The sequence below is a fragment of the Embleya sp. NPDC001921 genome (genome assembly GCF_053594475.1).
In genome coordinates this window covers 53920-78059 of record NZ_JBSFEO010000014.1, presented here as the reverse complement: position 1 = coordinate 78059, position 24140 = coordinate 53920, and the positions used below count along the sequence as shown (strand labels likewise).

General features: G+C 71.6%; 20 protein-coding genes. 11 read left to right on the top strand and 9 right to left on the bottom strand.

The genetic code is table 11. The features are described 5' to 3' along the window. Positions 1–10: 10 nt before the first annotated feature. The gene (locus ACWCPW_RS18370; RefSeq protein WP_449762608.1) at positions 11–1069 is read right to left on the bottom strand and encodes a PP2C family protein-serine/threonine phosphatase; all 1059 of its coding nucleotides are present in this window, start codon (positions 1067–1069) and stop codon (positions 11–13) included. A gap of 258 nt (positions 1070–1327) precedes the next feature. Next, the gene (locus ACWCPW_RS18365; RefSeq protein WP_449762607.1) at positions 1328–2077 is read right to left on the bottom strand and encodes a DNA-binding response regulator; all 750 of its coding nucleotides are present in this window, start codon (positions 2075–2077) and stop codon (positions 1328–1330) included. Positions 2078–2465: 388 nt separating this feature from the next. On the opposite strand from ACWCPW_RS18365, the gene ACWCPW_RS18360 reads away from it, so the two are divergent. Next, positions 2466–2771: a hypothetical protein gene (locus ACWCPW_RS18360; RefSeq protein WP_449762606.1), complete on the top strand. Its 306-nt coding sequence runs from the start codon at positions 2466–2468 to the stop codon at positions 2769–2771. Positions 2772–2857: 86 nt separating this feature from the next. Here ACWCPW_RS18360 and ACWCPW_RS18355 read toward each other — a convergent pair whose 3' ends face one another. The 3 genes from ACWCPW_RS18355 to ACWCPW_RS18345 all read right to left on the bottom strand — a co-directional run bounded on the left by ACWCPW_RS18355 (position 2858) and on the right by ACWCPW_RS18345 (position 9558). Further along, the gene (locus ACWCPW_RS18355) at positions 2858–4576 is read right to left on the bottom strand and encodes a carboxylesterase/lipase family protein (protein ID WP_449762605.1); all 1719 of its coding nucleotides are present in this window, start codon (positions 4574–4576) and stop codon (positions 2858–2860) included. 147 nt (positions 4577–4723) lie between these two features. Next, complete coding sequence (locus ACWCPW_RS18350) at positions 4724–8047, bottom strand: ATP-binding protein (RefSeq protein WP_449762604.1); 3324 nt, start codon at positions 8045–8047, stop codon at positions 4724–4726. 356 nt (positions 8048–8403) lie between these two features. Next, complete coding sequence (locus tag ACWCPW_RS18345) at positions 8404–9558, bottom strand: tryptophan dimethylallyltransferase family protein (protein ID WP_449762603.1); 1155 nt, start codon at positions 9556–9558, stop codon at positions 8404–8406. A 550-nt stretch (positions 9559–10108) separates the two neighbouring features. Between ACWCPW_RS18345 and ACWCPW_RS18340 the strand changes: the two genes are divergently transcribed. Together ACWCPW_RS18340 and ACWCPW_RS18335 are read left to right on the top strand one after the other, a co-directional pair. Then, entirely contained in the window at positions 10109–11161 is a 1053-nt protein-coding gene (locus ACWCPW_RS18340; RefSeq protein ID WP_449762602.1) for an MBL fold metallo-hydrolase, read from the top strand. A 169-nt stretch (positions 11162–11330) separates the two neighbouring features. Next, entirely contained in the window at positions 11331–12419 is a 1089-nt protein-coding gene (locus tag ACWCPW_RS18335; protein ID WP_449762601.1) for a winged helix DNA-binding domain-containing protein, read from the top strand. 249 nt (positions 12420–12668) lie between these two features. Here ACWCPW_RS18335 and ACWCPW_RS18330 read toward each other — a convergent pair whose 3' ends face one another. Further along, entirely contained in the window at positions 12669–13313 is a 645-nt protein-coding gene (locus tag ACWCPW_RS18330) for an HNH endonuclease family protein (protein ID WP_449762600.1), read from the bottom strand. A 423-nt stretch (positions 13314–13736) separates the two neighbouring features. On the opposite strand from ACWCPW_RS18330, the gene ACWCPW_RS18325 reads away from it, so the two are divergent. From ACWCPW_RS18325 to ACWCPW_RS18305, 5 genes are all read left to right on the top strand, one after another. Continuing rightward, positions 13737–14915, top strand: coding sequence for a serine hydrolase domain-containing protein (locus tag ACWCPW_RS18325; protein WP_449762599.1), 1179 nt, complete (start codon positions 13737–13739; stop codon positions 14913–14915). Between the two features lie 239 nt (positions 14916–15154). Then, complete coding sequence (locus tag ACWCPW_RS18320) at positions 15155–16372, top strand: helix-turn-helix domain-containing protein (protein WP_449762598.1); 1218 nt, start codon at positions 15155–15157, stop codon at positions 16370–16372. A 72-nt stretch (positions 16373–16444) separates the two neighbouring features. Continuing rightward, on the top strand, positions 16445–16849 hold the full coding sequence (locus ACWCPW_RS18315) for an ATP-binding protein (protein ID WP_449762597.1): 405 nt from the start codon (positions 16445–16447) through the stop codon (positions 16847–16849). A 115-nt stretch (positions 16850–16964) separates the two neighbouring features. Next, positions 16965–17540 carry a hypothetical protein gene (locus tag ACWCPW_RS18310; RefSeq protein WP_449762596.1) on the top strand — a complete coding sequence of 192 codons (576 nt, stop codon included), beginning with the start codon at positions 16965–16967 and terminating at the stop codon, positions 17538–17540. Between the two features lie 195 nt (positions 17541–17735). Then, a complete protein-coding gene (locus ACWCPW_RS18305) occupies positions 17736–18035 on the top strand; it encodes a barstar family protein (protein ID WP_449762723.1) in 300 nt (99 codons plus the stop codon). 127 nt (positions 18036–18162) lie between these two features. Here the strand turns inward: ACWCPW_RS18305 and ACWCPW_RS18300 are convergent, their stop codons facing one another. Both ACWCPW_RS18300 and ACWCPW_RS18295 read right to left on the bottom strand, forming a co-directional pair. Further along, positions 18163–18873 carry a hypothetical protein gene (locus ACWCPW_RS18300; RefSeq protein ID WP_449762595.1) on the bottom strand — a complete coding sequence of 237 codons (711 nt, stop codon included), beginning with the start codon at positions 18871–18873 and terminating at the stop codon, positions 18163–18165. After that, on the bottom strand, positions 18870–19403 hold the full coding sequence (locus tag ACWCPW_RS18295) for a hypothetical protein (protein ID WP_449762594.1): 534 nt from the start codon (positions 19401–19403) through the stop codon (positions 18870–18872). The genes ACWCPW_RS18300 and ACWCPW_RS18295 overlap by 4 nt, the downstream gene beginning before the upstream one ends. Positions 19404–20278: 875 nt before the next feature. Here ACWCPW_RS18295 and ACWCPW_RS18290 point away from each other — a divergent pair. The 3 genes from ACWCPW_RS18290 to ACWCPW_RS18280 all read left to right on the top strand — a co-directional run bounded on the left by ACWCPW_RS18290 (position 20279) and on the right by ACWCPW_RS18280 (position 23272). Beyond that, entirely contained in the window at positions 20279–21082 is an 804-nt protein-coding gene (locus ACWCPW_RS18290) for an RNA polymerase sigma factor (protein ID WP_449762593.1), read from the top strand. Between the two features lie 327 nt (positions 21083–21409). Beyond that, complete coding sequence (locus tag ACWCPW_RS18285) at positions 21410–22195, top strand: SAM-dependent methyltransferase (protein ID WP_449762592.1); 786 nt, start codon at positions 21410–21412, stop codon at positions 22193–22195. 375 nt (positions 22196–22570) lie between these two features. Further along, positions 22571–23272: a hypothetical protein gene (locus tag ACWCPW_RS18280; protein WP_449762591.1), complete on the top strand. Its 702-nt coding sequence runs from the start codon at positions 22571–22573 to the stop codon at positions 23270–23272. 61 nt (positions 23273–23333) lie between these two features. Here the strand turns inward: ACWCPW_RS18280 and ACWCPW_RS18275 are convergent, their stop codons facing one another. Further along, entirely contained in the window at positions 23334–24107 is a 774-nt protein-coding gene (locus ACWCPW_RS18275; RefSeq protein WP_449762590.1) for a DUF4328 domain-containing protein, read from the bottom strand. Between the last annotated feature and the right edge of the window lie 33 nt (positions 24108–24140).

Genomic DNA, 24140 nt, shown 5'->3' with positions numbered 1-24140 from the left:
TCGGGCTCGTTCACTCCCGGACGGCCGCCGACGTGTGCTCGACGGGCGTGCGCTGGATCGCGATCACGGCGGCGTCGTCCGAGAGCCGACCGCCGACGTGGGCGAGCAGGTCGCGGCGGATGTGCTCCAGCAGGGACTCGGGGTCGGTGTCGGGCCAGTGCGCGACCCGCTCGGGGAGCGGATAGAACGCCCCGTCGGGCGCGCGCGCCTCGATGACCCCGTCGGTGTACAGGACCAGGATGTCCCGCCCACGGAGGACGAACGTGTCGACGGGGTAGGTGTAGGCGGCGCCGAACATGTTGCACAGGCCGATCGGGGGTGCGGGGTTTCGCGAGTCGAGTGTGTCGACGCGGCCGTCGCGCACCAGCAACGGCGGCGGATGCCCGCAATTGGTCAGCCCGCCGCGGCCGTCGGCGTCCCGTACGTCCGCCACGATGCTGGTGATGAAGCGCTCGTCGGCGTCGTGATCGGTCTTCGCCACCTCGGCCAGATAGCGGCACACGCTCTCCTCCAGCGCGCCGACCAACTCGGGCAGCGTGGCGTGGTGATGAGCGCCCTCGCGGAACGCGCCCAGCAACTGGGCGGCGTCCTCGACGGCGGCCAGGCCCTTGCCGCGTACGTCGCCGATGATCAGCCGCACTCCGCCGTCGATCCGGGCCAGCGCGTACAGGTCGCCGCCGATCTGTGCCTCGTCCTCGGCGGCCAGGTAGAACGACGCGATCCGCAGCGAGCCGACGCGGGGCGGCAGCGGGCGCAGCAGGACGCGCTGTGCGGCCTCGGCCACCGAGCGGAGCTGTACGAGCTGGCGCGTGCGTTGTTCGCGGCGCAGGCTGAAGAACACGACGAGGGCCGACATCGCGGTCAGTGCGAGGATCTGCATCACGTGGTTCTGGGTGGTCAGGCCGTCGCGCAGGCCCGCGATGACCATCTGGGCGCCCACCGCGAGCAGCCCGATCGCGGCGGTGAACCGCGGCCCGGCGAAGGAGGCGGTCAGCGCCGGTGCGACCACCAGGAGCGGACCCAGGTGCACGTCGGGCGAGGAGAGCACGTCCAAAACCGTGATGACCACGATCAGTGCGACGGGAATCGCCGACAGCGCATGAGACGCTCGCCATGGCTGCCGGGTCTCCGCGAGATGCCGTCGAAGGCCCACCTGTCCGAGTGTGCCCTGTCGTTGGTCGGGTCGCGCGTTTGTGAAGCGTGTCGCGGCTGTCGCGGTCCTGGCCCGCGACCAGGGACGTCGGTGGGTTCGCGGCTCGGTCCATCGCGTCCGGTGTCGGCTTCCTCCGGTCGAGCGTCGCCGCGTGGCGCCGGCGGGCGAGTCTTCTCAGGCCCAGCCCTTGCGGGCCGCGCGGGCGCCGGCCTGGAAGCGGCTGGTCGTGCCCAGGAGGGTGAGGAGGTCGCCGACCCGGCGGCAGTACGTCCGCGCGGACAGGCCGATCCGGGTGGCGGCCACGTCGTCGGTCAGGCCGGCGAGCAGGCAGTCGAGGACCGGGACCAGGTGGGCGGGCAGTTCCTCGTCGGACGAGGTGGCGTTGGGATCCTCGCCGGACTGCCACGAGCACTGGTGGGCCCGGACCAGGGTGCGTACGACGACGGGATCGCGGACCAGGAGCATGCCGTTGTACAGGACGTCGAGATCGATCGGGACGAGCGCGACCGAGCGGTCCATGACGCCCATCCGGAAGGGGATTCGGTCGATCACGCGAGCCTGGGCTCCGTGCCGCCAGCCGATGGTGCCCACGTCCGCGTCCTGGGCGAGGCCGCGTCGCGAGGTGATCTGGCGGACCTCGGGGACACGATCCACGATCTGACGGACGCACGCGGCGGCGTGGACGAGCATGCGCTCGGGGACGCCCTGACCGATGCAGCCGGAGGGGTCGTCGAAGGTGAGCAGTTCGTGCCGGGTGGCGGCGGCGAGCCGAGCGGCGGCCGTACCCACGTTCTCCGGCCGCACGCACTGCGCGGGTGGCCTGATGCCGCGATCGGCGTGGAAGGCGGACTCCTCGAGCGACGCACTCAAGGTCTCGCGCAGCACCGAGCGGGCGGGCACCCGACCGGAGGTCACCACCGACACGCGCTTCCTCCTCGTATGAGCAGGGGCAGACCTGCTGTCACCAAGAGTACGCACTCATGTGCACCACGTGTCGACTCGTTTCCGTGGCCCGGGCCGGACCCGGGGCCACTGGTGGTCGGTGCCGGGCGCCGGATGTGGGGGATCGGGCGGGTGGCGGGCCGTTGAAGCCTGGACCAGTGGCGAGTTCACGCCACCGCGGCGCGCGAGCGACCCCGGCCCCGGCACTGTGATCCCGGGGCGCACATCCGGCCACGAACACGACGCGACAGGCGCCGTGGCCGGGCCCACCGGTGGGTGCCACGGCACCGGCCACGCGAGAAACGAAACCCCATCGAGAACGACCCCCGCCGAGGCGAAGACCCCCGGCGACAACGACAAAGGAATCACCATGACTCGCCTGCGTACCACCCTCGTATCCCTCTCCGCCGCCGCGTTCCTCGCCATCCCGGCGACCCTGCTCACCGCCCCGATCGCCGCCGCCGGCCCCGGCCTCGCGGCGGACGGACCGGGGTGCGCGCAGCTCGGCGACCACGGCCCCGGCTGGGCGAACATCAACAACGACTGCTCGCACGGGATCAACGCCTCGGTCGAGGTCGACGGCTACGACCCGGACTGCGTCGCGATCCCCGCGAAGGAGTCGCGCCGGGTCACTTTCGCGGCGGACGCCGCCGCCTACTACGCGTACGAGTGCTGAACACCCACTCCCCGCGGAGCTGCCCCGACCGGCCGCAACGGCCGCTCGGGGCAGCTCCCTTGGCTGCCCGGGCCATCGGTTCCAGGTCATCGGGGCGACCGTTGCCCCGCGCAGCCGGTGCCGTTCGCGTTCCAGAAATCGAGGTTGTGGACGCTCGCGTAGTCGACGGGCGCGATCCGGTCCGGAGCCAGCGACTGGGTGCGCGGCGGGGCGGAAGGATGGTGCGCGTCGACGAACCGCGGCCAGTACGGCAGGCCGGGGCCGTTCGGATTGCCGCCGGCCGCGAACGCCGCCCAGTAGTCGCTCATCGTGTTCGACAACCGCACCTGGGCGGGCGTGAATCGGGGTTGGGCCTGCGGGTCCTCGAAGAGGTACGGCGTATCCGAGGCGTGGTAGGCACCGAAGTCGAAGGCCGCGGGAAACGGCAGGTACATCGGTGCGTCCCGATCGGCGAACTCGTAGGCGTACGTCGGCACGAACCGGCTCAAGGCGATGTGCTGCGCGTAGGTCCCCCGGGCCCACATGCGGTCGGTGACCACCGCGGCCCAGGCCAGCGCCGGCGAGGAATGGTCGCGGACCGGGTACTCGGCGAGCACACACTCCCGCGTGTCCGGGAACGCCGTCTCCACCGCCTGGTCGAACTGCGCATCCGTGAAAGGTCGTTGCACCGCGTCGTGGGCTGCGCCGACGAACAGGCGATGCTCGTCACGGGTGGCCCCGGACAACACCGGAACGCGGTGGAACCGCCCCTCCCGCAGCGCCTGTTCCGGCAACTCCGGCAACACCTCGTTGCCGAAGGCGAAGGCCTGGAGGGCGTTCATGATGTACGGAACCCGCAACAGGCGCTCCACCGGCAGAGCCCGCAGGCACCGCAGCGCGGCGTCCGGATCGGGCGCCGAACACCCCAGCGACGAGGCCGTGTCGACCCCGGTGTCCTGCATCTCGCGCGTGGTGCGCCAGCCGTACCACGGGTACGCCGGTACACCCTCACCCATGGCCCCGGCGGGCATGTCCATCATGCCCTCGCCGCTGGACAGGGCCGCACGCTGGAACAACCCCCGGGCGGACGGCGAGGTCAGGTGCGCGGTGATCGCCGTCGCACCGAACGACGAACCCGCCACCGTCACCCGGTCGGGGTCACCGCCGAACGCGGTCGCGTTGCGCCTTACCCAGCGCAGCGCCGCCTGCTGGTCCTGGAGCGCGAAGGTGCCCGAACCCGGCAGGCCCGGATGGGCGAAGCCGCCGAAGACACCCAGTCGGTAGTTGACGGTGACCACGACCACCCCTCGATCGGCGAGTCGGCGGCCGTCGAAGAACTCGCCCGCGCCGACCGTGCCGTCCCCGTGGATCCACACCAGCACCGGCGCGGTCCGTCCGGGCGCGCGGGTCCGCGCGGGGGCGGTGACGTTCACGACCAGGCAGTCCTCCTCGACGGCGGACAACTGCGCGTGCGCGGCGGGGACCTGCGCGCACAGCGGGCCCGGCACGGTCGCGTCCCGAACCCCCGGCCACGGCGGCACCGGCCGCGGCGCGGCCCAGCGAAGGTCGCCGGTGGGGGCCGCGGCGTACGGGATGCCGCGGAAGGTCCGGTGGGCGGCGGTGCGGACGCCGCGCACCAGGCCCGTGTCCGTGCGCGCCAGTGCGGTGCCGGCGGGCGTGGGCGATGCGGACGCGTCGCGGCGGTGGCCGAGTCCGGTCACCGATCCGGACGACGTGGCGCTGGTCGTCGTGATCGCCGCCGCGGTCGTCGCGGACAGCACCGCGGCGGTCAGCGCCGCCACCGCAAGGGCTCGTTTCGCTCTCAAGGTTCTTCCTCTCCTGGGCCCGGGATCTGCCGGTCCCCCCACCGGGTGGTGCCGAATCCGCTACGTGGCGGGGATCCGACCCCGGGGCGAGCCGCCCCCGCGCGTTGGCGATCGCGACCGCCGACACGCCCGCGGATCCGGCCTCGGTCACAACCGCCAACGCACCCGCGGATCCGGTGTGTAGCAGCACGTCGACCCGGTCGACACACTCGCGCGCAGATGTGCCGCGAGTTCCGGATGTCGCTCGTCCAGGCGCCGCAGCGTGTCGCGGATGCGTGCGGTGATCGTCTTGCGGGCGCGTTCCCCCGGGTCGCCCAGACGGCGGACGCGCCCGGCGAGGCCGGCCGCGCGGCGCAACTCCGCCAACAGGGCGGCCCGCTCCCGGTCGTACGCCGCCGCCCGTACGTCGTCACCGCACCGCTCGGCCCGGGCGATCTCCTCGTCGAGCCGATCCAGATGCCGGCGGTAGCGCGCCCGCGCCTCGTCGTCGAGGAGCGCGTCCGCGCCCATGGCCCCCGCGGCCGACACCTCCGCCTCGCCGTCCGGGTCGAGCAGTCGCGCCGCCCGGACGGGCGTACCGGGCCGTTCGAGCAGGTGGTGCACGTCGCGCAGGCCCTTGGCATCCGGCACGTGCACCACTCGGCCCGCGAAATCCAGCCGCCACACGGCCCCGTCGCGACGGAACTCGGCGGTACGCTCCGCCGGTTCCGGACGAGCGGTCGGCGGCGGGAGGCTCAGCCGACGGGCGCGGTCGACCAGGTGCGCCATGCCGAGTTCGTGCGCCTCCGCTCCGGCGTCCGCCAAGAGCACCTCGGCCCGGGCACGATCGTCGCCGACGTGCCGGGCCAGCAGGGCCTCGGCCAGTTCGATCCGGGCGCGCACCGACCAGGGACGCGCGTGCAGGCGGTCGGCGGAGCGGCGCGCCTCGTCGAACGCCTCCACCGCGTCGTCCCAGCGCTCCTGGGCGGCGTCCACGATGCCCGTCCACAGGGAGGCGGGACCGCCGATGTCCCATCCGTAGAGGGATACCAGCCACTGCCCCCGGTACGGACCCAGCGCGGCGCGGGCTCGGTCGCAACGCGCGGGATCACCTTCCGCGGCGGCGGCCTGTGCCTGGTGGCGCAACCACAGCGGAACGATGCTGCGGTGCGCCACCGTGCCCTCGCCGTCGCCCACCGGAACCGGACACGGGAACCGCGGACGCTCGCCCGCCTCCAGCGCGGCGATATTCGCCAACAGGTCCGCGAACGGATGATCTTCATCGCGCAACGCGTCGTACACCAACGGCAATTCGGCGAATCGTCCGCGCAACAGCGCCAACGCCCACCGGTGTTGGCCGCCGAAGTTTCGGTAGCTGGGGTCCGGCCCGTCGAGCGTGGCGAGTTCGGTGAGCAGGGTCTCGGCCTCCTCGAATCGGCCCTGGCAGGCGCAGACCACGCTTCGGTCGATCAGCGCGGTCAGCCGCATCCGGGGCGAGCCGCCGGCCCGGGCCACCGCCACCAGGGACTGCAGTTGGTCCAGAAAACGCGGATCGGCCAATTCCAGCAGGGCCACCCAGCGCAGGGACATCGCGATGTGTTCCATCCAGCGGTCGCCCCGGCGGCGGGACACCCGGCTCAACTCGGCTGTCAACGCGACACGTTCGGCTACGGCGTGCGGCCCACACGAGGCCTGTACGGCGGCCCACAAGCCGGTCTGGAGGGCGTCGTCGTCACCGGTACGGCGGGCGGCGGCGGTGACGTGGCGGGCCACTTCCGCGGCGAGGGGGGTGGGGTCGTGCTCGGGTGGCGGTACGCGCGTGGCCGGTGGGGGAGTGGGTGGCGCGCCGGCGGGTGATGCGGCAGCGGGTGGTGTCGGGTCGGCGGGCGGGGGCTCGGGCTCGGGGGATGCGTGGCCCGAAGGTGCGGGTCGTGCGTTCGGGTGAGCGGTGGCCAGGGCGGCGTGGGCTTCGTGGGTGAGGCGGGACTTGAGGCCGGACGCGTCGCCGCGGCCGTCCGTGCCGAGCAGGGTGAGCGCGACCAGGCCCAGCAGTACGGGGTCCTCGTCGCGGGCCAGCACGGCCGCGTCCTCGAAGGCGAGCCACGACCGGCGGTAGTCGCCGGTGAGTTGCAGCGCGAGGCCCAGGTCCAGGGTCAGCGTCACTCTTCGTCGCCGCGCGTCGGGGCCGAGCCGCTCCAACGCGCGCCGATAGTGGCGCACCGCCTCCCCGTTGGCCAGCCGGTTCGCCGCGTGCCGGGCGGCGGCCACCAGGAGGTCGACCACCGTGCCGGCGTCGAGTTCGGCACCGGCGAGATAGGCGTGGTGCGCCGCCTCGTTCGGCCGCGCCGGGTCGGCGCCGGACGCCGTGACGGGCAGCGCGCGGACGACGGCGGCATGCAGGCGACAACGGCGGTCCTCGGCCGCCGACACGTACAGGGTCTCGCGGACGAGATCGTGCCGGAAGACGAACTCCCCGCCCGCGGACGGCTCCACCAGGTGCGCGTCCACCGCGTCCGTCAACAACCGGCCCACCGCGACCGCGCCGACACCAGCCACCCGCGCGAGCGGGTCGACCTCGAAACGCCGACCCAAGACGGCGGCGACGCGCAGGAGTTCCACGACGGATTCGTCCAGGAGTTCGAGTCGTCGCCGGACCGCGGCCCGCACGCCGGCGGACATCGCGGTGACCGGTTGACCGGCGGACCACAAGCGAGCCGTCTCCTCCACGAAGAACGGATTGCCGCCGGTGCGCCGGTGCACCTCGTCGACGACCGCGTCCGGTGGCGGGGCGCCGGCCGTACGGGTGATCAACTCCGCCACCTCCGCGCGCGTCAGACCGGCCGGCCGAACGATCGACGTCTCCGCACCCGCCGCCGGCAGCCGCCGCCCGGCCTGCCGCGCCTCGAACTCGCGGCAGGTGCCCACCACCAGCAATCGCTCGAACCAGGTGTGTCGGGCCACGAACTCCAGCAGGTCCAGCGACGCCGCGTCGGCCCAGTGCAGATCCTCGAGGACGAGCAGGACCGGTCGCCTGCGGGACACGGTGGTCAGCATCGTCGTCACGGCGTCGCCGATCGCGAAGCCGTCGGGTCGCCCGTCCGGATCCCTGTCCGGGCTCCATTCCGGATCCGCGTCCGGATGTTTGTCCGGATCTGCCTTTGCGACGTGCTCGGGCGGGAGGACCGGGAGCGCTCCGCCGGCCGCCGCTGCCATTCGCTCCCACTCGTCGGCGGCGACCTCGCTCCGCAGGCCGCGCAGGGCCTGGGTCCAGGGCCAGTAGTCGGGCGTGGCGCCGGAGTCCCAGCAGGTCCCGCGCAGCACGAGCATCCCCAGGCCCGGCGCCTGGTACGCGATGTGGCGCACCAGGGTGGTCTTGCCGATCCCGGCCTCCCCGCCGACGAGCACCAGGCCGCCGTGCCCCGCGCGGGCCCGCTCCACGTGTGACCGCAACACATCCAGACAGTCGGTCCTGCCGATGAGTGCGGAAGGCACGACGTCCTCTCGCTCTCGGGCGGGACCACGAGGCGCCGACGAACCGCCGCGTCCCGCGTCGGACCGCCCGCCCGCCGTCGACTCCGGACTGTCGACAGGATGTCGACTCTAGGGAGGCGGCGCGTCGGTGCGTCGCACCCGACGCTCGAATTCGCTCGAAAGGATGGTTGGACGATGGTTGCGTCGGTCTGGAATCGGTCGCGGATCGTCGGGTCTACGACATCGCTCGGGTGAGGGCGCTTCTTCGGTGAAGGCCTTCCTTCGTTGACGGCGGGCGCTCCGTGACGGTCTTCCCGGGGTGACGGCGTTCCTTCGGAAGCGGCATTCCTTCGGTACGGAACCGCGACCGTGCTCCGCTACGACGTCTCCGGGCGGGACCGCCGCGCGCGCGGTGCCCCGACCCGGTAGGCCTCGGAGGAGAGGTAGGCCGTCACCCTCGGTGGCCGGCCCGCGGCCTGTACGAGTGAGAGGTACGAGATCAGGCCCACCCCGTCGGCCGGGCGGCGCCTCGACACCGCACTCAGCGCCCGATCGAGCACGACCGCGGGCAGACCGTGCTCGCGCAGCACCGACGCCGCGCGGTCGCGGGCGCACGCGTCGTCCCCGACGTAGTCGCGTACCGGCAGGTGCAGCGTGAAGCCGCTGGGGCCGCAGGTGTCGGGACCGCCGCTGAAGGACAGGCACGACAGCAGGGGACGACCGTCGAAGCGGTTCGTGGCCCCGGCGATGCGGCAGAACCGCACCGCCTGCTCCGGACATCCGCCCCGGTACAGCCCGGCGACGCGGCGGACACCGTCGAGGTCGAAGCGGTGATGCGCGACGTAGACCTTCACGCGTGGCGCCGGCCACGACCCCAGATCCACGCCGACGAAGGCGAACCGGTCGTCGTCGGGACGACGCGCCGCGACGTGCGCGCGTACCGCCGCCCAGGCCCGCGCGTACCCGAACCGGGCCATGGCCTCGTCGACCACCTCCGCCGCCCGGCCGGGCCCGTGCGCCCCGGGATTCACGTACGCCTTGAATCCCGGGCCTTCGTGCGTTCGCAACTCCATCGCGCACCACAGCGCGAACGCACCCTGCGGCGCGGCCGGGAAGAAGAGCGCCTCGACCCGACGCAGCGGCTCGACGGAGAACTCCCAACGACCGGCCAACCGGCGCAGCGCCGCCCACCCCGACCGGCCGTTGTCGGCGAGTGTCGCCGCACCGCAGCCGGGCTCCGTCAGCACCCGCACACTCGGCGGGCCGCCGCGCGGGACCGTCACCGAGAACTCCGCGGGCGTGTGATCGTCGGAGATGAAGGACGGCCAGGCGGGCGGCGCGCCGAGGGGACGGTCGGCCGAGGTGCCGAGCAGGTCGGTCAGCGAGTCCGCGTACCGTCCTTCGGGATCGGCCACGCCGGTCACCCGACACAGCCGGTCGAGTTGTCCCCGGACATGGTTTCCCAACGTGGCGGGGCGTCCGGCCGCGCGCCAGGCGGACACGATCTCGTAGGGGTTGACGACAAGGCTCACGACTGCCTCCCAGTGCTCCGTTCTCGGTCCCGAGGCCCGGTCGGCCGCTGCCGACCCGCCCGGGAGTGCCGGGAGCGCGGATGGATGCCGGCGGTTGGCCGGCCCAGGGTCCGGGCTCTACCTGGAAGGCGCGAGATCGGATCCGGCACCCGCTGGATCGGATCCGGCACCCGCTGGATGGGATCCGGTACCTGCCGGGTCGGAGCCGGGAGCCGGTGGTGCGGCGGCGGCGCTCGTGAGCCGGAAGGGGGCGTCGGTGCGTCGAGAGCAGCCGACGGTGGGTCGGAAACGGGCAACGGTGAGTGGTGAGCGGCGGCCGGTGAGCCGGAAGCGGGCGCCGATGGACGCGAGGTGATGGGGGCGGGTGTGGTTCGGCGCCCGCCTTCGGTTCGGTCGCCGATCGGGTCGGGCCCACAGGCGTCCGGGGCGGATTGCCGGGCGGGAGTGGGTGATGGGCAAGTCGGCTACCAGCGGCGATAGTTGATCGCCTATGGCTGCCGGTCGGATCCGGTCTTGGACATGTGGTGACGGCCCTTGATGTGCTGCTCCCTTGATCGGAACGGAGAACGGGGAGCACGAGATGTGTGAGAACTGCACAACGGGCGGCGGGCAGACGGGCGCGAGTCGTCGAGGGTTGTTGCGCACGGCGGTGATCGGTGGTGCGGGGCTCGCCGCGACGGGGCTCGCGGTCGCCGGCGGCGCACCCGGCGCGGCGGCGGAACCCGAGGTCGCGGTGGAAGCGGCTCGCGGACCGGTGGGGGTGGGTCTGCGGTGGCTCGGCGTGGCCGGCTGGGAAATCACCTTCGACGGACGCGTGTTGTACTTCGACCCGTACCTGAGCCGCTTCGACTACCGCCTCCAGGGTGGTGCGTTGCGCACCGACCCGCGCGTGATCGAAGGGCTGTTGGCCTCCGGTCGACTGGCGGGACCGCCCGAACTGGTCATGGTGAGCCACGGCCACTGGGACCACATGGCGGACGTGCCCTACCTGTTGACCCGCAAGGAGTGGGCCGCGCGCACGATCGACACGATCGGTACGGAGACGCACGCCCATCTGCTGCGCGCCATGGGCGTCGAGCGCCCGGTGATCGTCGCCTCGGGCGGCGAGTACCTGAGCTTCGGCGGCGGCGCCTACACCGTCGAGGTGATCCGCAGCCTGCACAGCCAATCCGCCGGCCACGGCTTCTTCGCGCCCGGCTCGCGCACCGCCCCGCCTCCGCCGCCGACGACCACGGCCGACCTGGTCGAGGGCGGCACGCTCGCGTACCAGGTCACCGTGCCGGGCCGGCTGAAGGTGATGTTGTTCGGCGGCACCAACTTCGTGGAGCGGGAGATCGCGGGGATGCGGCCGGATGTGGTGATGGTGTCGATGACCGACTACAGCACGGTGCACGAGTACCTTCCGAGGCTGCTCACCGCGCTCGGCGGGCCGCGCTACGTCATCCCCAGCCACCACGACGACATGATCACCGGCTACGACGACCCGGCCCTCCCCGGGACCGTGAACCCCAAGGCGGTCGCCGAACTTCGCGCGACCATCGCCCGGGCGGGGCTTCCCTCCAAGGTCGTTCCGGCCGTGCACCTCCAGCGCCTGAATTTCTGACTGGCCGCGATCGGGAGTCGGGGCTCGGGACCCGGGAGTCGGGTCGGCTCCCGATCGCCGGACCCGATGTCAACCAGCGGTACTGCGAGCGGTGTTCCGCCACGCGCACGATATGGTCCGACCCGGGCGGTCGGTCCCCTTCCCACAGAGAAGACGCGAGGCACTGTCGATGCTCGACCCGGAGCGGATCCGCAGGACGCGAGCCCGTGCGCAGGCCTTGGCGGATGGGGTCAGGGAGGACTCCGTCGAGGCGGTCCTGCGGCGGGTCCTGGCCATCCAGGCCCAGGACGCCACCGCCGCCGACCTGGGCATCCGCGTACGGGGCAGGGGCATCGCAGCTCGCGACGTCCGCGCGGCGTACGAGAACGAGCGCAGTGTCGTGCGCACTTGGCTCATGCGCGGGACCCTGCACACCGTCGCGGCCGAGGACGTCCGCTGGATCCTGCGGCTGCTCGCGCCCCGCCTCCTCGACGGGACCAGCCGCCGCTATCGGGAACTCGGCCTGGACGAGGGCCTGCGCGAGCGCGCCGACCGCCTCATCCGGGACGCCGTCACCGCGCATGGACCGCTCACGCGCCAGGAACTGACCGACCGCCTGGGCACGCTCGGCGTCTCGCCGGAAGGGCAGGCGTCGTTCCACCTGATCCGCCACGCGGCCCTCACCGGCGTCGTGTGCCACGGCCCCGATCACGCCGGTGAGGCCACCTATGCCCTTCTCGACGACTGGGTGCCGGCGCAACCCGGGGATTCGGGAAGGGATTCGGAGCCGGAGTCGGCTCTCGCCGAACTCGCGCTCCGCTACCTGAAGTCGCACGGACCCGTCGACGCGGAGGACTTCGCGACTTGGTCGGGCCTGCCCATCACTTGGGCCCGCAGGGCATGGAAGGCACTGGCCTGGTCCGGCGCGATCACCGACGACGGCGCACCGACCCAGTCGGTCGATCCCGCGGAAGACCTGGTCGGCATGTCGTCCGAGGCGCCGGACGTGCGGATGTTGCCCGCCTACGACGGATACCTCGTCGGCTATCGCACCCGCGAATCCGCCGTTCCCGCCGCCTACGAGAATCGGGTCCGCCCCGGCGGCGGGCTCATCCGGCCCACGATCAGCGTCGATGGGCTGGCCGTCGCCACGTGGACCCGCCTCGCGGGCGGACGCACCATCGAGGTGAGCGCGTTCGAGCCGCTGTCGGCCGCGGTCGAAGCGGGCATCGAGGGCGAACGCGCGGAGGTTGTCGGTTTCTTGCGGCCTGCGACCTGACCGATCCGGCCCACCGTTTCCCGACGGTCGATCCCGTACGGGTTCGTTCCCTCCATCGTCGCCGCGCGGGCGACCCGCGGCGTGCCGATGGCGGTGGTTCTCGTGCTCGGCCGGCCTCGGTCCGACGGGGCGGTCGTCACGGCAACGCCAGGGAGACACCAAGGCGGGGACATCAAGGCGGGGACATCAAGGCCGCGTGTGCCGTCCGCGACTTCCGACGGCACACGCGCGGTCGGAGTGCGGCAGTGGTCAGCAGGCGTTGAGGATCGTGGTGAGGGCGCTCTTCTCGGTGGCGTCGACGGTCAGTGCGTAGTCGTGCTTGACCTGGACCCAGGCTCGGGCGTAAGTGCAGCGGTAGGAGGCCTGGGGGAGCCATTCGGCCGGGTCCTTGTCGCCCTTGGAACGGTTGGACGAGGCCGAGACGGCGATGAGTTGAGGGGCGGTGACGTCGTTGGCGAAGCCGCGGCGCCTTGTCGTGGTCCAGGCCCAGGCCCCGGACGCCCAGGCCTCGGACAGCGGTACGACGTGGTCGATGTCGAAGGTCGACGGGTTCGTGGTGACCGCGTTGTCGTAGGTGCTGGTCCAGGTCCCGGAGGTGGCGGTGCACGCGCTGTTCGTGGTCACGCCGGTGCCGTCGCGCTTGAGGATCCATTCGCGCGTGTCGCAGGTCCCGGAGATGGTGATCCAGGTCGGGAACAGGTCGCGGTCGTAGCTGTCGCCGTGTGTCTCGGCGGTGGCGGACATGCCGGACAGGTAGGAGCGCGCGGTTGCCGCCGATATCGGTGTGGGCAGCGCGGCCTGCGCGGGGGTGATCGCGGTCGCTGTCGCAGCCAGCGCAAGTCCGGTTATACACAGGGTGGTTGCGGTGCGGCGCAGCACGGTCGGAGTGGTCATGGCGAGCCCTCCCGAGGGTCGTGGTGGCGTCCGGCCCGGGGGGCGGGCGCGGATCGGCGCGCCCAGCGTGCCCGAGTCGTGCGTGCCACCGGGACCCCACGCGGCGTGAATTCTTCGTGACGAGCACTGTCGTCCCGACCGAACCGCCGCCCCGGACCGCGGAGTTCGCTGCCGCCTGGTGCCGTGTCGGGCCGAGTGCGGCGGCCGCGGGTCGACGGTCGGACAGGCGGATGATGCCGATAATGCCTGCTAAATCGCCATGATTCCTTCGGTATATCCGCCCGTTTCGCATCGGTTGCGCCTGTCGGGGGTTAGCCCTACCCGGAACCGGGCGGGTAGCGGGATCGTTGCGAGTGGCCGCGTCCGGACATGCTGGGTCCTGCACATACGGTTGGTTTCCAGCGATTCCACAGGAGTTGGCTCGTGCGTAAGCAGGCATGGCAGGGATTGCGTTCTTCCACGCGGCGCGGTGGTCGGCGCAGGGCCGTTTCGGCGGTGGCGGTGGTGGCCGCCGGCATCGTGACGATGGGTGTCCTGGCACCGCCCTCGGCGTCCGCCGCCCGCAAGCCGGACGACGTCCAGCGGGGTCTGAACGCGCTGATCCAGCCGGAAGGCCCGCCCGGCGCGCTGGCGAGCGTCCAGGGTCGCGACGGCCACAACCGTACCTACACCGCGGGGGTGGGCGACCTGGCCACCGGCTCGAAGGTGCCCAGGGACGGTCGGGTGCGGATCGGCAGCAACACCAAGACGTTCACCGCGGTGCTCGTGCTGCAACTGGTCGGCGAGGGGAGGATCGGCCTCGACACCCCGATCGACACCTACCTGCCCGGCCTCGTTCGCGGCGAGGGCATCGATGGTCGAAAGATCAAGGTCCGTCACCTCCTGCAGCAGACCAGCGGGCTTCCCAACTACAGCAACCATCTCGGTGACGAGGTGCGGTACTTCGAGCCCCGCGAGCTCATCGACATCGCTCTCCGCCACCCGGCCGACTTCGACCCCGGGGAGAAGTGGGCGTACAGCAACACGAATTACGTGCTGGCCGGCCTGCTCGTCGAGAAGGTCACGGGTCGACCCCTCGCCAAGGAGATGGACCAGCGCATCTTCAAGCGCATCGGGTTGCGCCACACCTACTTCCCCGCCCCCGGCGACGTGACCATCCGAGGACCCCACCCCAAGGGCTACTACCAGGATTCGCCGGGCGCGCCGCTGCGCGACATCACCGGAACGGATCCCTCCTGGGGCTGGGCGGCAGGTCAGTTGATCTCCACCAACTCCGACGTCAACCGGTTCTTCACCGAACTCCTGTCCGGTCACCTCCTTCCGCAGGCCCAGCTCGACGAAATGCGCTCCGCCACGCTCCCCGCCGATACCACCTTCGGCGAGGGCGCCCGCTACGGGCTGGGGATCGTGAGCAAGCCCCTGCGGTGCGGCAGCGGCGATCTCCTCTACTGGGGCCACGGCGGCAGCTTCCCGGGCTACGAGACTCGCGGCGGTGCCACGGACGACGGCCGCGCCACCAACGTCGCGGTGACCATCCAGCTCGACGACGCGGCATCCAGGAAGCGGGTGGACAACGTGGTGGAAGCGGCCTTGTGCCGCTGAACCGCGCCCGCTGAGCCCCATCCGGCGGGTCGGCCGGCGCATCCGAAGTCGTCGAACAAGGCCATCGGTTGGACCGATGCGACAGCGGCCCCGGATCTGGTGACGTGCCGGATCGCGGGGCCCTGGATGTCACCGGCAGGCGTAGCCTGGCGATGGCTCGCATTACAGGCAGGGTAAGCCCCCGCCGTACAACGCATCGCCTTCGGGGGCAGACCCGACCAGCACGGGTAGGGGACACAGTGGCTGACGACCACGCGCAGGAGATCGGCCGGCGCATCCGCGACCGGAGAACTCGACAGGGCATGACCCGGGTTGCTGTCGCGGCGGCGTGCGGCAAGAGCGCGGAGTGGCTCAAGAGCATCGAGATCGGCAAGCGCTCCACGCCACTTCCGATGCTGCTCCGTCTTGCCGAGGTGTTGCAGGTCGCGGACTTGACCGAGCTGGTCGGCCGGCAGATTCGCACCATGGACTACGCCCGACCCGGTCACGACACCCTCGACGGCGTGCGGCGCGCGCTCATGGCGTACCCGCTCGATGCCGCGACCGACGAGCCACCGACGCTCGACCGTGTGCGGGCCCAACTGGACAGCGCCTGGCGGACCTGGCACACGTCGACCCGGCAGCGGACCGAGATCGGTCAGGTGCTTCCCGGACTCATGCACGAAGCCGAACGGGCAGCCGAGACCCACGACGGCGACGACCGGCGGACCGCGCAGGCGTTGGTGTCCGAGGTCTACCACCTGGCGCAGGCGTACCTTGCCTGGCAGGCCGAGCCGAGGCTGGTGTGGCTCGTGTCCGATCGAGCGATGGCCGCAGCTCGCGCATCGGATGATCCGCTTGCTCTCGCCGGGTCCGCCTTCTACCTTGCCCACCTGATCCGCGCATGCGACCGGGGAGAGGAAGCGCAGGAACTGGTCTCCCGCGCAACCGAGTTGCTGCGCCCCCAACTCGACCACGCCGGCGACCGGTTGCTGCCGATGTACGGACACCTGTGGCTGTGCGCTGCGCTGACCGCCGCGCGCGAGCGTCAGGAGGGGGAGGCGCGCAGGTATTTCGACAAGGCAGCCGCCATCGTGCCGCAACTGCCGAGTGGCTACGCCCACCCATGGCATGGCTTCGGGCAAGCGGTCGTCGACCTGTACGACATCATGATCGATGTGGAAGTCGGGCAGGCAGGGGAGGCGCAACGCAAGGCCGACCAGCTCGATCCGCGTTCCATTCCGAGTGTCGAGCGAAGGTCCAGGCACTGGATCGAACTCGCCCGTGGCGCGCATCACCGTGGGGACCACATCGCGACCGCGAGCCTGCTGGACAAGTCGTGGCGCGCCAGTTCGGAGACCCTCACGTACTCACCGGTCGGACGGTCGCTGATCTCCGCACTCGTCGACGGGGGCGGCGCGACAGTGCGCGAGGACGCGCTCAAGCTGGCAACGAACGTAGGCTTGATCGCCGCGTAGCGGACCGGGTACACATAGCGACCGGGGACGATCTGTCCCCGGTCGTTGCTATTCCGGGCCGATGCTGTGGCCATGGATGTATTACGAGGGATCGAGTGCCGCACGACGTGGCTCGCGCGTGAGCCCGCGTCCGTTGCCGTCGCCCGTGCCCACGTCACCGAAGCGTGCCGGGCTTGGGGCCTCTACGACATCGAGCCGGCGGCTGTCGTGGCTGTCTCCGAGCTGGCGACCAACGCGGTGATCCACACCGAGAGCGCCCAGTTCGGCGTCGTAGCTTGGCGGGACGGGCGTCGGCTCAGCGTTGAGGTGCATGACAGTGACCCGACGCCACCCGTCCTTCGGTGTCCCACCCGCGCCGACGACCACGGTCGCGGCCTGCTCCTGGTCGTCGAGATGTGCGATCGGTGGGGCGTCCTGCCCGTCGATGACGGCGACGGCAAGGCGGTCTGGTTCTGCATCACCGGACCCGCTCCCTGAGCGGGCGGGCCCGGCAAAGGGATCGGCCACCCTCCGTCCCCCCACGCCGCACCGAGCGGCACCGGGCCCGCCTTCATCATCAGCCCAGTCGGACGACCAGTGATCCGAGGACAGCATGAGTATCGAGACCGAGCCGGCGATCCGGATGCCCGTCGGGGCCGTGGTGTTGGCTGCGTGGAGCATCCACCTGTCGCCCGTGGACGATGTGCGGCCCTGGCGTCTTGCCGTCGTTTCCGCCGGGTCGCAGGCCCCGGCTGTGCGGATCGACCGTGCCGCCGTGTGCCTCTCTGACGACGAGGTACGGTTCCTCGCGGTGACGCTGCTGCGCCCCCCGCACCCGGACGAGCCTCGGCGCGGTCGGGCGCGCGTGGTTCGGGACGGATTCGGGCTGCGGTTGCGGGTTTTCGTCGACCCGATCGACGACGAGACGGGCCTGGTCGTACACATCGAGGAGCACCACCGGGCGGTCCTCCTCGGCGACCTCGGTCGGCACCGCCCGGACCTGATCCCCACCACCACGCCGCCCGAGCCGCGCCTGTGCCTGGACCCCGTACCGGTGACCGGGTTGACCATCGACCAGGTCGCCGAACTGCACCGACGCCTCGGTCTGTGGCTCGGGAGCGAAGGTATCCGCGCGGCCGTCGCCGACCGCGGGCTCCGTCGGCAGATCCAGGCCATGGAGATCGGTTGACGGCCGGCGAAGCCGCCGACCGGCCGGACGCCGACCCGGCCGTACTCGACCGGCTCGCCGCAGCCGCCACGGAACGTGCTCGCCTTGCCGGATGTCGCGTCCACCCGGAAGGCGTCGACCCGCGAGTGCCGCGCCCACCGTCGCGCCGTGCGCACCGCGATCCTTGACGAGTCGTCGGCCGGCTACGCTGCCGGGGTGACGAAGGACCACGTGTTGACCGTTGACCTGCGGGGCCGACGGATCGAGACGCTCAAGGATTTCTGGGATGCGGTCGCCGAGCCGTGCGGGTTGCCGGAGTGGTTCGGCAGGAACCTGGACGCCTGGTCGGACACGATCCACGCCCGTGGCATATCGGAGGTGATCGACGGCTACGACGTCCTTGTCGTGCACGTCGATCAGCGCGGACTGTTCGAGGGCGGCCGGCAGGAAGGCGAAGCCTTGGCCGGCATCTTCGACGGGGAGCAGAACCGGCTTGTGGTCCACTCGCCGCGCTGACTGCCAAGTGCTGTTGCCCAGTCTCGGTGTCGGGTCCGGGTGAGGATCGCGGCGAGGTGGAGTGCGGCGTAACGACCGCGTGCGTGGCGGCGGTTGGCGAGGCTGGGGTCGGTCGCGGGGTCGCCGGCTACGGAGTCGTGGCGACGGCGAGTTCTTGCGCGAGGGTGGGTTCGGGGACCGGGACCTCGCCGAAGTCGTGTGCGGCTGCGTCGACCGGGAGGTCGTGTATGACCTGTTCGACTGCGGGCGGCAGGCGTGGGTCGGCTCCGCTGTGGCTGGCGGCGATGAGCGCGTGTCGCACGTGGTCGGTGAGCAGCGGTCGGGGCTCACCCCGGTTCACGTGGGGAAGCCGCGTGGCACTGGGCCGTTCGGCCTGGCCGCGCCAGTGGTCGGCGTCGCGGGTCTGGCCGTGGCTGCGGTGTAGCAGGTAGAGGCAGTGGGCGGCGGTGCGGTTTCCGCATCCGGCCGCGACCTGCCACCAGAAGCGCGCGCCGTCCTCGTGGTGTGCGAGGTAGAGGAGACAGGCGAACACGAGGGCGCCGTCGGGGGCGCCGTCGGTGAGCGTGGACAGGCGTTCGAGGGCGTCGGTGGCCTGGTCGGCGTTGAGGACGACGGCCGCGGCCAGGGACAGTTCGTGGCCGGCGCGCTCGCGCAGCGCCGGCGGACCGGGGTCGGCCTCGGCACCGGCGGCGGTCGGGGTGCCGTAGAGGGCCGCGGCGATGGCGCGCTCCTCCGCGTCGAAGTCGTAGTCGTCGTACTCGCGCGCGAGAACGCCTTCCTCGCCCAGCAAGTCGTCGATGGAGGGCCGGTGTTCGCGACGGCCGTGGTGAGTACTCACAGGGTGTCCTCGCTCGTGTCGGTCGTGCCCGGATGAATGGTCGGTCGCCGCAGCGCCCAACGCAGGTCGCACCGCACCTCGTCGACGGTCGTCCCGAGCAGGTCCGCGACCTCCTCCTCGGAGCGACGCAGGAGCACACGCAGGACGAGCACGTCGTAGTACCGGGCGGGAAGGGGCGACGACGCCCGGGGTGGGCCCGGATCCGCATCGGAGGTCGGCGCCCGTCGGGCGAGCGTCGACACCGTGTCCCGGACCAGGGTCGCGATCGCGAACGGCGCCGGGTGGGTGCCGAGATGTCGCTTGAACAGCGCCCAGGCGTGGGCCTGGACGTTGGGGCGGCTGAGCGCGTGGGTCCAGGTGTGGGCGAGGTCGTCGAAGGCCCGGTCGATCACGGCGTGTGCCCGGGGTCGGCTCTCCAGGTGGGCGTGGGCGTAGTGCAACCAACTCGCCGCGTGTGCGAGGCGGTAGGCCTCGAACGACACGGGTACCAGGCGGGGTTCGCCGCCGGTCGCGGCCCGGGCGGGGGTCATCCGCGGGAACGGGTGCGGCGGGAGGTCATCGGTTCCGGGGAAGGGGAGTGGCGCCGGATCGCCGAGGAGGCGTGCGGGTCGGCGTGACTGGGGTGGCTCGGGTTTCGACGGCGGCTCATGGACATCCCTGCTTCGTTCGTCGCGTGGGTCGGGACCGCGTCTTTCTCGATGCGGACATCGACAGGACTTCGCGCGGACAAAAGGCGGTTCGACGTGTCCAGCCAAGCCGATACGAGGCCCGTCTGTGCAATTGCGTGGGAAATGATTTGTCCCGACTCGGGCGACGGGGAGAAACGCGACGACGGAGGCGAGAACGCGAGGGGGCGGCTGCCGCGCGGGCGTCGGGATGCCGGCCGGCCGACGCGCAAGTCGGCAGGTCCGGGCCCGGCAGCGTCGGCAGGCCCACGCCGATGCCCGACCGGTCCGCGTGGACGCCGTCCCACCCCGCTTCGCGCAAACGATGGCAAGTGCGGGAGAAAAGGTCCGATGTGGTCGACGGAACGCGCATACACCCTCACATGCAGTTAGCTCCTTCTTGCACAACCGGGGCATCGAGCGGGTTTGCTTTGCGTGGGAGCGAAAACCGCGTCCCGACTCGACGCCCGGGACCCGTGCGGACCGGGGCGGTGCCAACAGAACAAGAGAAGAGGTCTCCCCGTGGAGACGCTGTCAACCACGCCGCGGGCCACCGGGCACGGCCGGCAGATACCTCTCCCCGCGCCGGGGGCGGAGGCACCGCGCCGAAGCCGCGCATCGTTATCCACCTTCCGTGCGGCGGTCTCCGCCCGGGTGACGATCCCCGCCCGCGCCGCGGTCTCCGCCGGCGCGGAAGGTCACACGTGCGGAGCGCCGCGGTACGGCAGGGAGGGCGGGTCGTGACGCACCCGGGGGAGCGACCCGAGGGCGGGCAACTCCCGCCCGACCTGGCCCGGTTCCATCGCGCGCACGCGGTCCTGTGGTCGCGCGTCGCACACCTGGAACTGGGCGGGCGGGAGGCCGCCGCCGAGGTGGTACGACAGGCCTTCATCGAACTGGGGACCATATGGGGGCGTACGCCCGGATCGGTCGACCCGATCGCGTGGCGGATGTTGCGTCGGCACATCGCCCGTCGGCTGCAACGCGAGGGCCGGGAATCGGCGTTCGTGCACACCGCCGTCTTCGACCCGGCCGTCTTCGACGCGCTGCGGTTGCCGACGAAGGTCTTCGACACCCTCGAACACCGCATGGCCCTGTTCTCCGCCGTCCACCAACTGCCCCGGGACCACTACGAGGTCTTCCTCCTCACCCGAGTACTGGGGCAGAGCAACCAGGACACCGCACGCCTGCTCGGCCGGCGCGAGAAGACCGTGCGCGAACTTCGGCACGACGCGGTCGCGATCCTGATGCAGGGTCTGAGTGAGGACGACCCCGACTCGGCGGCCGTCACCCGACGCTCGCTGCACCTGTCCCGTGACCAACTCGCGGAACTCGACGGACCCATCGGCCTGTTCCGCGCGATCGCCCGGCTTCCCGACCGACAGTTCGAGGCGATGGCGCTGCGCTACATCCTGGAGTACGACGACGAGAAGGCCGCCCGCCTGCTGGGCATGAGCGCCGCCACGATCCGTTCCAACGTTCGCCACGCGAGACAGAGCATCGCCCGCACCCTCGGCATCCCCGATGCCGAGACCTCTGACTGAAACTCCGGACCCAGACTCCGGACCCAGACTCCGGACCCAGACTCCGGACCCCCATCCCGGACCGACACCTGGACCGAAGCCCGCCGCGACATCGCGCCCGCCCCGACCGATCGCCACACTCGGACGCACGTCGCCCCCGGACACACGCCGCCCCATTGTGCGCTTGTCGCACCCATCGCGGTGGGTAACGCCCTGTTGCGCCTCGAAGACGGCGCGCATTCGCAATGATCACGCGAAGCGACCGGGCCACGCGGAGGCCCGGCCGACGACCACGGGGGGACGACGGTGGCGGCGGACCGGTCCGAACGACTCGGCACGGACACATCCTTGGAGATCGGCATCGAACGCGCACATCCCGCGCGCATGTACGACTACTACCTGGGCGGGACCACCAACTTCGACGCCGACCGCGAGGCCGCCGACGCCGCCCTCGGGGCCTTCCCCACGCTACGGACCACCGCCCGGGAGAACCGCGCGTTCCTGCTGCGTACGGTCGAGCATCTCGCGCGCTCGGGCATCCGCCAGTTCGTCGACATCGGCTCCGGCATACCGGTCCCCGGCCGCAATACGCACGACGTGGCCCAGGCCGTCCGCGACGACGCCCGGGTCGTCTACGTCGACAACGACCCGATCGTGCTCACCCTCGCCCAGGCCCTGCTCACCAGCGGCCCGCACGGCAGTGCCGCCTACCTCAACGCCGACCTGCGCGAACCCGAATCGGTCATCGGCCACCCGGAGTTCGCCCGAACCCTGGACGCCGACGAACCGGTCGCCCTTCTGCTCGTCGCCATCCTGCACTTCGTCGCCGACGACCAGGAACCGCTCGCCCTGCTGCGCCGACTGACCCGACGCCTGCCCTCCGGCAGCCGCCTGGTCGTCTCGCACGTGACCGGCGACTACGACGCACAGGGATGGGATCGACTGGTCGGCGCCTACGCCGACGCCGGAATCACCCTGCGCCCACGCGGACTCGCGGAAGTCATCGCACTCTTCGACGGCTGGGAGATCGAGGCCCCCGGTGTGGTCCCCGTCTCCCGCTGGCGCCCCACCTCCGACACGCCCACCGACCCCGCCCTCGTCTCCTGCTACGGAGCCGTGGCCCGCAAGCCCTGAACTCACCGCGCACACAACGTGTTTGCGGGCACCGGGGCTGATCCGACAGGCAGTGTGCGCCGAACTGTGCGGACCGGTCGCGCTTTTCGCCGGGCGGCCACCAACGCCCCCTGCACTCCCACCCATCGCGGGCCATCGACGTTTCGCCGCGTGGTTGCTTCGAGACGCCGGCGAATTCACCCGGTGCCAACGTTCTTTCGCCGACGTCCGTTCGCCAACCTCCTTGGTGGCCCCGGGTGAAGGCGTCCGGGACCGCTCGGGATCATGTATGCGGGTCACGGTCGGTGGGGTCGGGGCGGGAATGGATCGGGGACGTCGATGGCGCGCGTGGGTTCGGCTGTTCGGGTGGCGGCGGCAGCGGTGGGGATGGCGTTGGTGACGGGATGTTCCGCGGCTGTGGATCTGGCCGACGCGGCCTCCGCGGATCTGTCGCGACTGGGCAACAAGGCGCTGTACGAGAGGGTGGACAAGGCGATCGACGACATTCGCTATGTCCGGGTCACCTCCGACCTGCGGAGCGCCGGGATGACCGGCCACGCCGACATGCGGCTGGACTTGAAGTCCGGTGACTTCACCAGCTTCGGGAAGGTCGAGAGCTACACGGTCGAGACGATCAGCGTCGGCTCGGACATGTACGTCAAGGCTTCGCGCGCCTATTGGCAACGGGGTCTCGGTCCCGGCAGGGCCGACCTCGTCGCCGCGTTGGAAGGCAAGTACGGGCATGTCGCGGCGGACGATCAGGCGCGTTCGAGGATGGCGGAGGCGTCGAAGGCGGCGAACCCGCGTACGTTCGTCCATGACCTGCCGGAGGCCGATCGTCGGGCCGACACCGTCATCAAGGGTCGTCGCATGGTCGTGCTCGCGGAGTCCGAGGATGACGATGCCGCGCTCATCTACATCCCGGCGGACGGCCCGCCGTTGCCCGTTGAAATGCGCGCGGAGGCGTCCGAGACGGACGGGGACTCGGTCAGCGTGACCTGGTCGGAGTACGACCGACCCGTCGACATCGAGGCGCCCGCGCCCGATCTGGTCGTCGAGTTGCCGATACTCGGGAACGTGCCCATCCCCGGGCTGTGATCGACGCGCGGCGGGCGGGTGTCCGCCCGCCGCGCGACGGCCCTCTCGCGGGCGTCGCCGATCAGGTGGGCTGTTTCGTCCGATCGGTCGGCGCGTGTGGTGGCCGGGGCGGTGGCTGCGGGGCGTCGGATAGGCGCGCGGGAGCGATCGCCTCGGCGGTCGGGTGGCCGTGCTCCGGTGCCGGGGGAGCGTACTGCGGTGCTCCGAACCGAGCTGCGACCATGCGGTGTTCGCGTTCGGTCTGGAAGCGCGTGATGCGGGCGATCACGGCGATGAGGAGGCCGGCGGCGACGGTCGTGATCAGGTAGTCGCCGGCGAGCCAGATGTCCGCGGTGCGGGCTGCCTCGGCATGGGGAATCGGGTCGAACCTGTCGTCGGACAGGTCCGGCTCGCCGTCGGGTCGGACGTGGCGGGTGTAGACGTACAGCGGGATCACGCACATGAGGGTGGCCCACCAGGCCCACACCAGGCGCGGCCCGCCGCGCTCGGGGGCGCCGTCGGGGCGGGGCGGACGCGGGTCGCTCGCGCGCCAGATGTCCCGGGTGATCAGCATCGGGAACCACAGGTTGACCACGGGGCAGAACCAACCGCCCACCGACCAGCCGGAGGACAACGTCCGGGCCCGGCGGTCGGGATAGGTGTCGACGTTGGTGCGTGCCAGGTAGAACCAGATCAGGAAGACCACGAACACGGCGAGGATCGGGATCGCGCTCACACGCCACAGGAGGGTCACCGCGTCGCCGGCCTGGTAGGGATTGCCGTCGGGAGCCCGCCCGTGTGCGATGTCCCCCCACTGGGAGGCGCGTTCGAGGAGCCAGACGCCGGAGAACGCCACGAGGGCGACTTCGAATCCCAGGAGGGCGTACAG

What these genes read in the sequence shown, in the direction of transcription:
- ACWCPW_RS18360 (WP_449762606.1), top strand. Translation starts at nt 2,466, where the DNA reads ATGACTCGCCTGCGTACCACCCTCGTATCCCTCTCCGCCGCCGCGTTC.
- ACWCPW_RS18335 (WP_449762601.1), top strand. Translation starts at nt 11,331, where the DNA reads ATGCTCGACCCGGAGCGGATCCGCAGGACGCGAGCCCGTGCGCAGGCC.
- ACWCPW_RS18330 (WP_449762600.1), bottom strand. Translation starts at nt 13,313, where the DNA reads ATGACCACTCCGACCGTGCTGCGCCGCACCGCAACCACCCTGTGTATA.
- ACWCPW_RS18315 (WP_449762597.1), top strand. Translation starts at nt 16,445, where the DNA reads ATGGATGTATTACGAGGGATCGAGTGCCGCACGACGTGGCTCGCGCGT.
- ACWCPW_RS18310 (WP_449762596.1), top strand. Translation starts at nt 16,965, where the DNA reads ATGAGTATCGAGACCGAGCCGGCGATCCGGATGCCCGTCGGGGCCGTG.
- ACWCPW_RS18295 (WP_449762594.1), bottom strand. Translation starts at nt 19,403, where the DNA reads ATGACCCCCGCCCGGGCCGCGACCGGCGGCGAACCCCGCCTGGTACCC.